Source organism: Sneathiella sp. (genome assembly GCF_047631475.1).
Classification (GTDB): domain Bacteria; phylum Pseudomonadota; class Alphaproteobacteria; order Sneathiellales; family Sneathiellaceae; genus Sneathiella.
In genome coordinates this window covers 18026-32406 of the sequence record NZ_JBLHZT010000041.1, presented here as the reverse complement: position 1 = coordinate 32406, position 14381 = coordinate 18026, and the positions used below count along the sequence as shown (strand labels likewise).

General features: G+C 48.5%; 12 protein-coding genes. 9 read left to right on the top strand and 3 right to left on the bottom strand.

The annotated features are described in order from the left end of the window. Window positions 1–9: 9 nt before the first annotated feature. The 6 genes from ACJAYR_RS14635 (at window position 10) to ACJAYR_RS14610 (ending at window position 5315) form a co-directional block, all read left to right on the top strand. On the top strand, window positions 10–171 hold the full coding sequence (locus tag ACJAYR_RS14635; RefSeq protein ID WP_415237292.1) for a helix-turn-helix domain-containing protein: 162 nt from the start codon (window positions 10–12) through the stop codon (window positions 169–171). A gap of 191 nt (window positions 172–362) precedes the next feature. Further along, window positions 363–2411 carry a marine proteobacterial sortase target protein gene (locus ACJAYR_RS14630; RefSeq protein WP_415237290.1) on the top strand — a complete coding sequence of 683 codons (2049 nt, stop codon included), beginning with the start codon at window positions 363–365 and terminating at the stop codon, window positions 2409–2411. Continuing rightward, window positions 2408–2989: a class GN sortase gene (locus tag ACJAYR_RS14625; RefSeq protein WP_415237289.1), complete on the top strand. Its 582-nt coding sequence runs from the start codon at window positions 2408–2410 to the stop codon at window positions 2987–2989. The genes ACJAYR_RS14630 and ACJAYR_RS14625 overlap by 4 nt, the downstream gene beginning before the upstream one ends. Window positions 2990–3119: 130 nt before the next feature. After that, window positions 3120–3923: an undecaprenyl-diphosphate phosphatase gene (locus tag ACJAYR_RS14620; RefSeq protein WP_415237288.1), complete on the top strand. Its 804-nt coding sequence runs from the start codon at window positions 3120–3122 to the stop codon at window positions 3921–3923. A 72-nt stretch (window positions 3924–3995) separates the two neighbouring features. Next, window positions 3996–4832 (top strand): DUF3108 domain-containing protein, encoded by an 837-nt coding sequence (locus tag ACJAYR_RS14615; protein ID WP_415237287.1) that lies wholly within the window; start codon window positions 3996–3998, stop codon window positions 4830–4832. Window positions 4833–4859: 27 nt separating this feature from the next. Beyond that, window positions 4860–5315, top strand: coding sequence for a D-Ala-D-Ala carboxypeptidase family metallohydrolase (locus ACJAYR_RS14610; protein WP_415237286.1), 456 nt, complete (start codon window positions 4860–4862; stop codon window positions 5313–5315). On the opposite strand, the gene ACJAYR_RS14605 is transcribed toward ACJAYR_RS14610, so the two are convergent. Then, entirely contained in the window at window positions 5305–5766 is a 462-nt protein-coding gene (locus ACJAYR_RS14605) for an Lrp/AsnC family transcriptional regulator (RefSeq protein ID WP_415237285.1), read from the bottom strand. The two genes, ACJAYR_RS14610 and ACJAYR_RS14605, sit on opposite strands and share 11 nt — an antisense overlap. 157 nt (window positions 5767–5923) lie before the next feature. Between ACJAYR_RS14605 and ACJAYR_RS14600 the strand changes: the two genes are divergently transcribed. After that, window positions 5924–9391, top strand: coding sequence for an indolepyruvate ferredoxin oxidoreductase family protein (locus tag ACJAYR_RS14600; RefSeq protein ID WP_415237284.1), 3468 nt, complete (start codon window positions 5924–5926; stop codon window positions 9389–9391). Between the two features lie 101 nt (window positions 9392–9492). Further along, the gene (locus tag ACJAYR_RS14595; RefSeq protein ID WP_415237283.1) at window positions 9493–10866 is read left to right on the top strand and encodes an adenylate/guanylate cyclase domain-containing protein; all 1374 of its coding nucleotides are present in this window, start codon (window positions 9493–9495) and stop codon (window positions 10864–10866) included. Window positions 10867–10870: 4 nt separating this feature from the next. Here ACJAYR_RS14595 and ACJAYR_RS14590 read toward each other — a convergent pair whose 3' ends face one another. Then, window positions 10871–11515: an MBL fold metallo-hydrolase gene (locus ACJAYR_RS14590; protein WP_415237282.1), complete on the bottom strand. Its 645-nt coding sequence runs from the start codon at window positions 11513–11515 to the stop codon at window positions 10871–10873. 60 nt (window positions 11516–11575) lie between these two features. Further along, on the bottom strand, window positions 11576–12463 hold the full coding sequence (locus ACJAYR_RS14585) for a LysR substrate-binding domain-containing protein (protein WP_415237281.1): 888 nt from the start codon (window positions 12461–12463) through the stop codon (window positions 11576–11578). A 119-nt stretch (window positions 12464–12582) separates the two neighbouring features. On the opposite strand from ACJAYR_RS14585, the gene ACJAYR_RS14580 reads away from it, so the two are divergent. Continuing rightward, window positions 12583–14370 (top strand): acyl-CoA dehydrogenase family protein, encoded by a 1788-nt coding sequence (locus tag ACJAYR_RS14580; protein WP_415237280.1) that lies wholly within the window; start codon window positions 12583–12585, stop codon window positions 14368–14370. Window positions 14371–14381 lie beyond the last annotated feature (11 nt).

Genomic DNA, 14381 nt, shown 5'->3' with positions numbered 1-14381 from the left:
GATTGTATCATGGCTGTCCGGTGCCAAATGGCCATATTTTATATGACTGAGAAAATTGACAATCTTGCCGCAGTTGGCTTTCTTGCCGGTTTTAGTGACGCCGCCCATTTTTCCCGAGAATTTAAAAAAGCGATTGGTATGCTGCCATCTGAATTCAAGGCATCCTTGTGATGAGCCAATCTGGATCCGCCTTAATCTTTCCACAATAATTCCTTGTTCCCGGTTCAGTCCGGCCGCATTTGTTTGTGATTATGCCCCTATTCGAAATGCGGGGTAAAGCAATGCACAATAGCAATCTAGGGTTCAGAGAAGACGCTGATACTGATATATTTATACCGTTCCTGAGAAAATATTTCTTGGGAATGAGCGGTATTATCCGAACGTTGCTGTTGCTGAATATTGTCGGGCTGTTGGGTATCTGGGCGTCTGCGGCCTCGGCGGAACAGGAAGGCGCTAGGCTCTTGTTGCAACCTATGGACGGGTTCAATGCGGAACATGCTGAAAACAGGGTTGCACCGGTTTCAGCCTCTCTCCTGACAACCCATATCACCAGCCGCATTACGGGACATGTTGTCAGAACAACAGTTCAGCAGACATATCGAAACCCTACGAATAATTGGGTAGAGGGAATGTATTTTTTCCCGCTTCCAGATGATGCTGCCGTCGATCAGATGAAACTCACGATTGGCGAACGCACCATTGTGTCAGAGATTAAAGAAAAAGAAGTTGCAAGGCACGCATATGTCAGAGCTGCGTCTCAAGGAAAAATAAGTGCCTTGCTCACTCAATACCGGCCAAATATGTTCTCAACGCGGGTGGCCAATATAGAACCGGGCGGGCAGGTTCAAGTCGATATTTCGTTTCAGTCATTGGCCAGGCAATCCGGCACTCACTTTTCATGGCGCATGCCGCAAGCGATCGTTCCCCGTTACAGTCCTGTTTCCGGTGCTTCTGTTCAAGCGGTTGGTACGGGCGTCGAGCCGGATGCTCAAAATGTTGAAACGAATGTATTTCCAAGTCAGGATTATTTCAGCGACAGCGGCAACGAAAATGTAACCAGCTTTGACATTGTTGTTGTACAGGCTGATCGATATCAGGAAATTGCCAGTCCCTCACACGCCATTGTCAGAACCTCTGGCGATGCCGGGAATGGGCGGATTGCCCTTAAAAAAGGGGGTGTGCCTGCCGATCGGGATTTCATTCTCAATTGGTCATTCGCCTTGGGGGATCAAGTTCATCCTGTGGTGTTTGAGGAGCAGCATGGGAATGTTGAATATAGTATGGGGTTTATACTACCACCCAAAAAGGGAAAAGTGCGCCACCAGCAGCCGCGCGATGTAACCTTTATTCTCGATATATCCGGCTCGATGCATGGCACGGCAATGGATCAGGCCAAGGCGGGATTGTCTACCGCGCTGGACTTGTTAAAACCAGCCGATCGGTTTGAAATTATCGCCTTTAATAGTGAATATTTCCGCCTGTTCGGGAATAGTCGGCCCGCCACGCCTCAAAACATCGTTGTCGCGAAGGAATTTGTCGGCCAGCTGGCGGCAGAACATGGTACAGAAATTTATCCGGCTTTGGCCAGCGCGTTATCTGACCAAGCAATTGAAGGCTTTCAAAAACAGATTATGTTTTTAACAGACGGTGCCGTCACGAACGAAGCGGATATGTTTCAGCTTGTGAATGATAAACTGGGCGGCAGACGGCTGTTTACTGTGGGGGTTGGCAGTGCTCCAAACGGTTGGTTTATGCGCAAGGCCGCAGAATTCGGGCGGGGTACATATGTACAGATTTCGAATTTAAACGAAGCGCGCGCTGAACTGGTTTCACTGTTCGAAGATATGTCTCAGCCAACATTGCAGGATGTTGGGCTGGATCTTGGTCCAGATGTCGAAATCTACCCAAAAATTTTACCTGACCTGTTTGGCCAGCGGCCGATTGTGTATGTTGCAAAATCCAAAGGGGGAAATCATCACAAGACGGTTTCGGGGACCTTGCCAAATGGAGAGCAAAGCTCGTTCGCGTTACCCAATGCCCTGCAGGAGGGTTCAACGGATATTGGAAAGCTATGGGCGTCGCATAAAGTGGAAAGCCTGATGGATGCCTCCGCGCGTGGAATGGACGCGGAAATTGTTCGAACAGCCGTTCTGGATGTGGCCCTTGAACATCAAATCATGAGCCCTTTTACAAGTTTTATTGCGATCGATAAGACCCCTGCCCGGATCAAGGAAGATTTTATGAGCAAGATGAAGGTTGCTGGAAACCTTCCTAAAGGCACGTCGTGGAAAAAGATTTACGGACCTCAGACAGCGACCCCCATGAACCTTTTGTTGATCGGTGGACTTATATCGTTCCTCGCAGCCTTGTTCTTACTTTTTTGGCGAAAACGGGGAGGAGTGGGATCATGAAAAGGTTGCTGACAACCTGTTTGTTCGGCGGTTTATTGCTTCTGGCGATGTGGCAGTTGGGACAGGCGGGTCTTCTGGCAGCAAAAGCGTGGGCAGCCCCTGTGTTGATTAAGCAGGCGTGGGAACAACAGCGCGAGACTGGACGGTCCGAAAGACCGTGGCCATGGGCTGACAGCTTTCCTGTGGCGCGACTTGCGGTTCCCACATTGCAGATCGAAAGATTTGTTCTGGAGGGTGATAACGCACGTAATCTGGCGTTTGGCCCGGTACTGCACCCCAACGACAAACAGACCATCTTGTTTGGACATCGGGACACACATTTCCAGTTTTTACAGGATCTGGTTATTGGTGACACCGCGACGGTAGAACGCCAATCGGGGAAAGCAGAAGTCTATAGGGTCATGCAGACCCAAATCATACCGGCCGAAAATTTGTCGGTTCCGCATCTTCCCGAAAGGTCATTGCTGGTTTTGGTAACTTGCTATCCTTTTGATGGGTTAAATCCCGATACAGATCGACGGTATGTCGTTATTCTGGAGGCGCACTCAAACTCGGCACCAGCGGTGGGACGGTCATAAGAATATGAAATATCAATAATTTTTTAATGGATTAACACTAAAAAGAGTGTCACTTTTCTGACGTTATTGGTGAGTATGTTTCTTTCAATTCAACACTTTACTTGCTAACAGTTCGGTTAGAAGGCATCCCGTGGAAATATTGCAAATACTGGTTTTGGCGATTGTACAAGGAGTAACTGAGTTTCTCCCGATATCGTCAAGTGGGCATCTGGTTCTGGTGCCGCTGCTAACGGGATGGCCCGATCAGGGGCTAATGCTGGATGTTGCAACCCATGTCGGCAGTCTGATGGCTGTTATCGCTTACTTCCGGGCCGACCTGATCGAGATCCTTCAAGGTGTCTTTAAGATCGGCACTGAAACCGAGGTAAAGGATGCCCGCTTGTTGTTTCGCCATCTGGTGATTGCTTCTGTTCCTGCGGTTTTGGCAGGGGGGGCGCTTTTCTACATTCTGCATACGGACTTGCGCTCCCTGTTAATGATCGCCTCGACGACGTTGATATTTGGTGTCTTGCTCGGTATCTCTGATAAATTCTGTAAAGACAAAAAAACTGTGAGCGGGATGTCCAATTGGGATGCGCTTGTAATTGGTCTGTTTCAAATTCTGGCCCTTCTTCCGGGGACAAGCCGTTCTGGGGTTACGATGACAGCCGCCCGCTTTTGTGGGGTTGACCGAAAAGGAGCCGCGCGATTTTCCATGCTGCTCTCTATACCTGTAATATTGGGCGCTGGTGTTGTTTTGAGCTTCGATTTGTTGAAGGCAGATAATGTTGAGGTTGGTCTGGATGCGCTCATAACCGGCGTGGTTTCTTTTGGTGTTGCCTATCTGGTAATCGGTTTGCTGATGAACTGGATTGGCAGAATAGGTTTTATGCCTTTTGTTATTTACCGGGTTGTTTTGGCCTGCGGACTATTCGGTTTTTATTTGCTGACGTAACTGCCCGTCCGTTGAATATTTGTCACAAACTCCCCATATATTAGGATCATCAAACAGTCATTTGGGGGTAAAATGGTCAAAAGGCTGGTTAATACACTTTCTCTACCCGTATTTATTTTTCCAATACTGGCGATGAGTTTTGCAACAGAAACAAGTGCAAATGAGCCCTTGAGGTTAAAGCACACGGTTTATCTGGGTGGCTTGTATCTTGGAAGTGTGAAAACAGACGTTCGCGAGGCCGGAAATACCTACGCCATCATGAGCGAAGCCCGATCTAACAGTTCCCTTACCTGGATGTTTGAATGGATTGCCAACGCGACGTCCAGTGGCACGGTTTTCAAAAACAAAGTCGTCCCTGACTATCATTTTCACCAAAGTGCGTGGAATGACAAGAAAAGAGGGGCGACACTTACATTCGATGCTGACGGAGATGTAAAAGCTGAGCTGGTTGGCAAGAAGAATACCAATCTTCAAAAATACACGCCCCTTCCGAAAGATGGTCTTCGAAACAGTGTCGATCCCATGTCGATGATCCTGTCAGCGGTCTTGTCTTATGAAGCGGACAATCGATGCGACGGATATTATCCGGTTTTTGATGGTCGGCGGCGGTATGATGTGAAATTGACGGATGCCGGAGAAAAAGTCTTCAAGCCCTCAAAATATTCAGTTTTTTCAGGAAAAGCTTCAGGCTGCCGTATCAATATTATTGAGAAGGGTGGGTTCAAACGCGACGCAGACTATAAACTTGATGAAGACGAAGAACTTATTGTGTGGGTTGCCAAACCCGTTGAAGGTGGGCGTCCGGTTCCGGTGCGCATGCAGGTTCAGACCGACCTTGGCAGTATGGAAATGCATCTGGAAAAATATACAGATGGACGTGTACAGTTGGCGAGCAAATCAGCCCAGTAGATGTGTTTATCGCAATCTCAGGAGGGGATGATGCAATTAAGTGAGCATTTTTCATTAAGTGAACTGACACGCAGCGATCTTGCTGCACGGTTGCAGATTGATAATACCCCGGGACCGCAGGAAATTGCCTGCTTAAAACAACTGGCGGAGAATATTCTGGAGCCCGTCCGGAAGCATTATAACAAACCTTTCAGGCCCAATAGCGGTTATCGGTGCCTTGCGCTTAACCGTGCTCTTAAATCGAAAGACAGCTCGCAACATGTCAAAGGGCAGGCCGTTGACATTGAGGTGCCTGGGATCAGCAATTTTGATTTGGCTGAATGGATGTATCAGAACCTTCAGTTTGATCAGCTTATTTTGGAATGTTATCAACCAGGTGATCCAAATAGCGGATGGGTGCATTGTTCTTTCGTCGCTGACCAGTGCCGTCAGGAATGTCTTACCTTTTCAGACGGATCCTTTAGCCAAGGGCTTATTGGCTAAGAGGGAGCTGAAGACCGGATTTGATATCTTTTAAAATGATGTTGGACCGAACATGGGCAACACCTTTCAGCTTGAACAAAAAATTATCAAGAAAGTCATTGTAGTCAGCAATGTCCCGTGCAACGACACGAAGGTGATAATCTGAATCGCCCGTCGTTGCGTAACAGTCAAGAATTTCGGGTCGCTCCTCGATCGCTCTGCAGAACTCAGTAACCGTATTTTCCGATTGGCGGGATAGCCCGACATGTATGATAGCGGCAAATCCAAAGCCAGCAATCGTTCGATCCAACGTTGCTGTATATCCTTTTATTAAACCAATCTCTTCCAGGCTTTTGATGCGCCGCCAACAGGAAGATGCAGACAGTCCGGCCAGTTGCGCAAGCTGGGAATTGGTAATACGGCTATCTTCTTGAAGAAGGTTCAGGATTATGCGGTCAGTTTCATCAATCATCTTATAATTATAGAGGATAACGGAAAATTTAACCACCAATATAGTTGTTTTGAAACAATCAACCGAAATAGCTGCAAATATTGGTTGGATTGAAAAGAGTTTTCACTGAGGTGCTGGTACATTGAAAAGGTATGAATGACCCGACCGGAGACGCTGAATGAAACAGGAAAACAATCTCACAATTACTAAAATTTCTGACTATTCCCTGTCCGATCGTTATACGCAGGAAGAAGGTCGGGTTTTTCTCACAGGAACGCAAGCACTGGTGCGCATTCCGCTGATGCAAAAATTACGGGATGAACGGGCGGGATTAAAGACGGCGGGCTTTATTAGCGGGTATAGAGGATCACCTCTGGCTGTTTTTGATCAGGAATTGTGGAATATTAAAGATGTTCTCGAAGAGAAAAATATCGAATTTATTCCAGCGGTAAATGAAGAGCTTGCAGCCACAGCCGTTTTGGGATCCCAACAGGTTGAGACAGATCCTCACCGCCAGTTTGAGGGTGTATTTGGCCTTTGGTATGGAAAAGGCCCGGGTGTTGATCGGGCGGGCGATGCGTTAAAACATGGTAACGCCTATGGAGCCTCGCCAACCGGGGGTGTGCTGGTGGTCGCAGGCGATGATCACGGCAGTGTCTCTTCTTCTATGCCGCATCAATCCGATGCTGCCTTTTTGACTTTTTTCATGCCTATTTTGAACCCTTCAAATGTGGCTGAATATCTCAGTTACGGTGAATATGGCTATGCATTGTCCCGCTTTAGTGGGATGTGGGTTGGTTTTAAGGCGGCGACTGAAGCGGTCGAAAGTGGCATGACGGTTGACCTGCTGCCCCCTAGAGAATTTGTTACCCCTGATTTTGACGTGCCGTCAACCGGACTTCATTACCGGTGGCCAGATTTTCCGGGCCCGCAGATTGAAGAGCGCCTTGAGGCGAAAAAGCACGCGGTTCTTGCGTTTGCCGACGCCAACCCCATTGACCGGCATATCTATGAGGTGCCGGATGCTACTTACGGCATCGTGACAACAGGTAAAGCGCATCTTGATTTGATGGAGGCCTTGCGCCTGCTTGGTATTGGTGAAGCGGAGGCGCGGGCAATCGGGATTGATGTATATAAAATCGGGTTGGTATGGCCTCTGGCTAAAAAGTCATCGCTCGATTTTGTTCGGGGCAAGAAAGAAGTTCTCGTGATCGAAGAAAAACGGGGCATTATTGAAAGCCAGTTCAAAGAATATTTTTATGACATTCCCGGCGCAAAGCCAGAAAGAATGGTCGGGAAAAATGATGAATATGGACAGCGGCTAATTCCTTGGACGGGTGAACTCTCCCCAAAACAGTTGGCGGTCATTGTCGCCCGGCGTTTAGACTCTGTTTTTGAAGGATTGAACCTCTCGGAAAAAGCAGAGAAAATTCTACAAAAGGGAGTAGTATCGCTTAACGTAGAAGGGGCGACCCGAACGCCCTATTTTTGTTCCGGATGTCCGCATAATAGATCGACAAAGGTGCCAGAAGGGTCGGAAGCGCTGGCAGGCATCGGCTGTCATTTTATGGCAAGCTGGATGGATCGTGATACAAACTATCTTATCCAGATGGGCGGTGAAGGCGTTAATTGGGTTGCGAAATCCCGGTTTAACAACGGTCGCCATATTTTCCAGAACTTGGGCGACGGAACTTATTATCATTCCGGCAGTCTTGCAATCCGTCAGGCGATTGCGGCGCGAACCAATATCACCTTTAAAATCCTGTATAATGACGCCACAGCGATGACCGGAGGCCAGCCCTTCGACGGACCGATGAGTGTGCAGTCCATTGCTCACTCTTTGCGGGCCGAAGGTATTCAGCGAATTGCGCTTCTTTCTGATGCAATCGACAAATTTGATCCAAAAGAATTTCCAGCAGGAGTGACGTTTGATGATCGCAGCCAGTTGGACAGTGTTCAACGGGAATTGCGCGAGATATCAGGCGTCACGGCACTAATTTATGAACAAACCTGTGCCACAGAAAAGCGCCGCCGTCGGAAGCGGGGCCTAATGGAGGATGTCCCGCGCTTTGCATATATAAATCCTGCCGTATGCGAAGGATGCGGTGACTGTTCTGTTGCCTCAAACTGTCTGTCTGTCGAACCGTTGGAAACCGAATTTGGCCGAAAACGCCGGATTAACCAGAATGCGTGTAACAAGGATTTTTCCTGCCTTGACGGATTTTGCCCAAGCTTCGTTACAATTGAAGGCGGGCAAAGGCGCCGACCTTCTGCGACCGGTAATGAAGAAACCTATAGCCAAGCGTTGGCGTTGATTGAGGAACCGGTTCTGGCCTCTGTTGATACCCCGTTCAATGTTATTGTAACAGGGGTCGGCGGAACGGGGGTCATCACGGTTGGGCAGTTGATAACAATGGCCGCGCATCTGGAAGGAAAAGGGGCATCTGTTCTCGACTTCATGGGATTTGCGCAAAAGTTCGGGCCGGTTATCAGTTACGTGAAGATCGCCAGTCAACCAGACCAGATAAACCAGGTGCGCATTGACACGGGGCAGGCAGACGCATTGATCGGGTGTGATCTTGTGGTCAGCACGTCCCCTAAAGCCTCTGCCACTTACGCTGAGGGTCATACAAAAGCGGCAGTGAATATGTCGGTTATGCCCACCGGTGATTTTACTCTTAATCCAGACACTGATGTAAAAGTGGACACCCGTCTTTTGCACCTTTCGCATCTTTTTGGCTCGGAGCACCTTTCAACGGTCAACGCAAGCACGGCTGCGGAGCAGTTACTTGGTGACAGCGTTTTTGCAAATGTTCTGTTGTTAGGGTTTGCCTGGCAGCAGGGGCTTGTCCCCGTGTCTAAAAATGCGTTGCTAAGAGCCATTGAATTGAACGGTGTCGCAATTGAAAAAAATAAAAAGGCCTTTAACTGGGGGCGTATTCTTTTTGCACGGCCAGAGACGCAAAAGTTGGATCGAGTAGAGAGCATAAAAGAGACGCCGCCTTCGCTGTCGCAGCTAATAGACCGAAATGCAGAGTTCCTGGAGCAATATCAAGATGACGCATGGGCACAGATGTATCGTGTGACCGTTCAGGATATTATGAGCAAAGTACAGATAGATCCCGAAGAAAAAGAGGCTTTAAGTCGGTCTGTAGCGAAAAATCTTTTCAAATTAATGAGTTATAAAGACGAGTATGAGGTTGCCCGATTGCATAGTGATCCTGCTTTTTTGGAAAAAATCGCCTCAGAATTTGAGGGGGACTTCCGTATTCACTATCATCTGGCACCGCCCTTGTTGTCCGCGAAAAAAGATGAAAGAGGGCGCCCAAAAAAGAAGAATTTCGGTCCTTGGATGAACATCGCGTTTAAAGGATTGCGGTCTTTCAAAAAATTGCGCGGAACCGCGATCGATCCGTTTGGATACACGGCTGAGCGAAAGATGGAACGTGCTCTGATTGACTGGTATGCCACAACGCTTAAAAAGATCGCGCCCGAAATCGATGCTGAAAATATGAGAGTTGCTCAGGAAATTTTTGACATCCCTGCTGCTATTCGTGGATACGGGCCGGTTAAAGAAGCGTCTGTTGATAAGGCGAAAGAGGATATGGCGCATTTGTTGAAGAAGCTTGATCTGCACCAATTGTGAAGTACATATTTTTGAAATCTAATAGCAATTTACACCGCTGATCTTTATATAAGGTGAGGCGATAGCCTATATAGGGAAATGACCATACAGAGTGGGGTAAGATGGCTGATATTTCCGTGCCTGTTTCGACAAAGTTGCGACCTTTTACCGATGATGAGGGCCCGTCCAACAAGTATTTGGATGAAGCACTGGAGATAGATAAGCGAGAAGGCTTGTTGCTTGCGGCCAAAGCTCGATTTGTTGCGCTCTCCATCATTGCGGTTTTTTTGGTCTTCCTCATTCCGGATATTAGTGTTTTATACTATGAAGTGCTCATTCTTGGATTTATGGCCATCGGGTTTGCGCAGATACGGGTAGGGCGCGTTGGTAAATCCCGGATGGAACTGCTTTTACTGTTCATGGATTTGGCATTGATGACAATCGTCTGTGTCTTTCCTAATCCGTTATCGGATGAAATCTGGTCTGCGTCCATGCAGTATAAATATGCCAATTTTCCGTATTTTTACATTCTGCTGGCCAGTGCGACATTGGCCTATTCATGGCGAACTCTCTTTGCCTTTGCTACATGGACCACTGGTCTTTGGACACTCGGTTATTTCTGGGCCTCTTCACAACCTCCTGTGGCGCCAGAGATCTCCCAATGGCTGCAGGGCAACTATACGAACTATGCCGAAATTCTGGAATTTATTGATCCGAACCATATTTCAATTGAAGGACGGATACAGGAAGTTCTTATTTTTGCAATTGTTGCCGGCATTTTGGCGTTGAACAGTTGGCGTTCCCGGCGGTTATTAATTCGCCAGGCCGCTGCTGCGCGGGAGCGGGCAAATCTTGCTCGTCATTTTGCCCCTAATATTGTCGACCATCTGGCAGGCCGGGATCAGCCGTTGGGCGAAGTGAGATCCCAACCCATTGTTGTTATGTTTGTCGACATTGTCGGGTTTACCCAAATGGCTGAGCAAAGCTCTCCTGAAAGAGTTGTGTCTGTCTTGCGGGAGTTCCATTCCCGAATGGAAACAGCTGTTTTTGATCACAATGGGACGCTGGATAAATTTTTGGGCGATGGGCTGATGGTGACGTTTGGGACGCCTGATGTATCCGATAAAGATGCGATCAACGCCTTGAATTGTTCTGTAGCCATGCAGCAAACGATGGATGAGTGGAACCAGGTTCGTAAAGCCATGGGTCAGCCCGAGATTAAGCTGTCCGTCGGGTTGCATTTTGGAGATGTGGTTCTGGGCGATATCGGGTCAGAACGTCGCCTCGAATTTGCCGTTCTCGGCGATGTTGTTAATGTTGCAAGCCGTCTGGAAGCACTTACCCGAACAGTAGGGGCCAAAATTATTGCAAGTGAAGCCGTCATTGAGGCTGCGGGCGGCGCGGAAGTCGCCCAAAAAGCAGGCTTTGAAAGCTGTGGCTTGCAGGAAATCCGAGGCCGTGAAGCAACCGTATCGGTTTGGGCTGTCCCTTCTTAACGCCTTATCCGAAGTTCATATCAGCTACAAAAGGGTTTGTCTGTCTCTCTTGACCGAAGGTAGACATGTCCCCATGACCGGGAATAAAGGCGATATGATCACCCAATGGCCATAATTTTTCCCGGATGGAATGGATCAGGTCTTCATGATTGCCCCGCGGGAAATCTGTTCGCCCGATGGAGCCTTGAAAGAGAACATCCCCGACGATAGCCACATGTTCTTTCTGGCTAATGAAAACAACATGCCCCGGAGTATGGCCAGGGCAATGAATAACATCCAATGTCTCATTTCCAACAGTTACTGTGTCGCCGTCGTTTAGCCAACGCTCCGGTGTGAAGGCATGGCTTTCAGGGAAATTGTAGCGCGCACATTGTTCCGGTAATTGGTCAATCCAGAATTTGTCGTCTATATGAGGGCCTTCGATGGGTACATTTAGCTTGTCTTTTAATTCTTTAGTGCCGCCTGCGTGATCAAGATGGCCATGTGTAATCAGGATTTTTTCAATCTCTACACCCTGTTTCTCAGCAACCTGTAAAATATGGTCGAGATCACCGCCAGGGTCGACAACGGCCCCTTTCATTGTCTCTTCGCACCAAATAAGGCTACAATTCTGGGCGAACGGGGTTACCGGAATGATGACTGCTTTCATACTAAATCCAGCCTGATCAGGCTTTTCCTTCACTGTTTGTTTGCGCCGTTATAGCAAAGTTCAATTTTTCACGCCAGCCTGTTCAAGGAGCCACTGACGTACGGCCTGTAATTTCGGGTGCATCACGGTGCGGTTTTGGGTTACTAATTGGAACGGGAAGTGGGAAACCCGTGTGACCGAGAATAACTTGACCAGACGTCCCTTTTTAATGTCTTCCTGAACAAGCGCGTCAATGCCAATAACAACACCAAGACCTTCTATGGCTGCATGAAGCGCCATATTGGCGCTTTCAAAATTCATGCCTCGCGAGGTATCAAGGCTGGATATGTTTGCCGCCGCCGCCCACCGTTGCCAATCCGTGGGGCGCGGGCTTTCATGAAGTAGTGTAACTTTGTTCAGATCGTCAAAACATGTGATTTCCTTTGCCAGTTCCGGACTACAGACAGGATAGGTCTCAACATCCAGTAATTTATCAATCTGACAGCCTTTTCGGCTGCTGCCCATCGTCATGACATCGATCGAAATATCAAAATTCTGTTCATCAAAATCTGCGGGATTGAGCGATGTTGTCAATTGAATATCCAAATCAGGGAAGGCATCATACAAAGCCGCCCATCTGGGGATAAGCCACCGAATAGCAAAAGTCGGATAGGCGCAAATCGAAATAACATTGCGCCTTGGCTCGCTTCTTAATCGATTGGTTGCCGCAGATATTTTTTCCAACGGAAGATTTATCTCCGCCAGATATTGACGCCCAACGGCGGTTAATTCGATGCGTTTATGGTGTCGGTGAAAGAGGGTTTTGCCGAGAAACTGTTCAAGGCTGTGTATTTGCCTGCTGACTGCACCCGGAGTGACGTTCAGTTCTTCTGCAGCTTGATTGAAACTCAAATACCGGCATGACGCTTCAAAGGCTCTAAGCCCTGATATGGATGGTATGGTCAGCATATCATCTTCCTTTAGATTGAGTTTTTATCAATTATAAACGGCCTTTTATTCGTTTGTCGATAAAAGCAGATACAGGCACTATTAAAAGAAAATAGAACTCACAAAAAGGTGGCTGCGAGATGAACTTTTACAAAACTGATGAAACCTTCAACCCAATAGAGTTGTCCGATTGGGTCGCACCTGATTGTCACGGCCTCAATTTCTATGACATTGATCTATCGCTTCGGCAGCTATTGAACCTGTATATGCCGAAAGATTTGCAGGCTCACATGGAGCCACATTTTCAACGTCTTGGCGCTTTGGCGGGCAACGAGATGGACATTTGGTCCCGTGATGCCGATCGACATAGCCCGCAGCTTCATACTCGCGATGCCCGCGGAAGAAACGAAGACTGGGTCGAGTTTCACCCGTCCTATCGTAAGATGGAACAGGTCGCGTTCGAAGATTTTGGTCTGCATGCCATGAGCAATCGCAGCGGTGTTTTAGGCTGGCAGGACAAGGTGCCGCCGGTGGCTAAATATGTGTTCCAGTATCTTTTTGGGCAATCGGAATTTGGTCAGTTATGTCCAATATCGGCCACGGAAACGACAGCCATGCTGATTAACCGGTATGGTGACGAAAAGATACGGGAACTGTTCTTCAATAAAATGGTGTCTCAGGATATGGATCAACTCCTGAAAGGGGGACAATTCATGACAGAAAAGCCGGGGGGGTCCGATGTGTCGAACACGGCGCTGCAGGCTCGTTTTGAAGATGGGGAGTGGCGCGTTTATGGAGAGAAGTGGTTTTGCTCTTGCGCGGATGCTGATGTGATCTTGATGCTTGCCCGCCCGGAAGGCGCACCTTCTGGAAACGCTGGTATTGGTTTGTTTGCGCTTCCCCGGCATCTTGAAGATGGCAGCCGCAATCGATATCGGCTGGTGCGGTTGAAGAATAAAATGGGCAGCAAATCCATGGCATCAGCCGAAATTATCTTTGAGGGCGCAACTGTTTATCCATTGGGGGACGTCGGGGCTCACGAAAATCGTGGGTTAAAAATGATGATGGATCAGGTGAATATGTCCCGCCTGTCCCATGGTGTCCGGGCTGCATCAATGATGCGACGTTGTTTGAACGAGTCTCTGGCGGTGGCAGGATATCGCCGCGCTTTTGGCGGTAAGTTGATTGAAAAACCCCTGTTGCGGCGACAGTTAATGAAGCTAATGGTGCCGACCGAACAGGCGCTCTCGCTTTATCTGTACACCGCAAAGATGATGGAGGCAGGGGACGCTGGTGATGAAAAGGCGGCACGGATGACCCGTATTCTAACCCCATTGCTGAAGTACCGGACCGCCAGGGACAACGTGCGTGTGGCGACAGGCGCAATGGAGATCCGCGGCGGAAACGGATATATTGAAGACTGGGTAAATCCGCGTCTTGTCAGAGATGCTCATCTGGGTGTTTTATGGGAGGGGACTTCTAACATCAACTCACTGGATGTGGTTAATCGAGCCGTTGCCAAAGTCGGAGCCCATGTTGACCTAGGGGAGGGGCTGTCGGATCTGATCGACGGCACTAAAGAGATACCGGGTCAGTTCGCAGGGCAGCTCAAGGGGTTGGTGGATCAAGCGATCAATCTGGCTGAAACGGTCGCAAAAGAAGGGCGGGAAACGCTTGCCCGTAAAGCTTCGACTGCCTTGTTTCATGTGACAACAGCCACTTTGATGGCGTCTGAAGGGGCACGTTTGGGCGCAGAGGGCGGAGACGCGCGTCGGTTGCTTCTGTCGCGGATGATTACAGATCATAAGTTGGGACAGGCAAACCCATTGTCGGTCGAGGCAGGACAGTTTGATGAGCAGGCGACTGATTGTCTTCTGAATGATGCGCCGGTTTCACTTGAAGATGCCCGTCAAATTCTGACACTGTAATTTCTGGATAT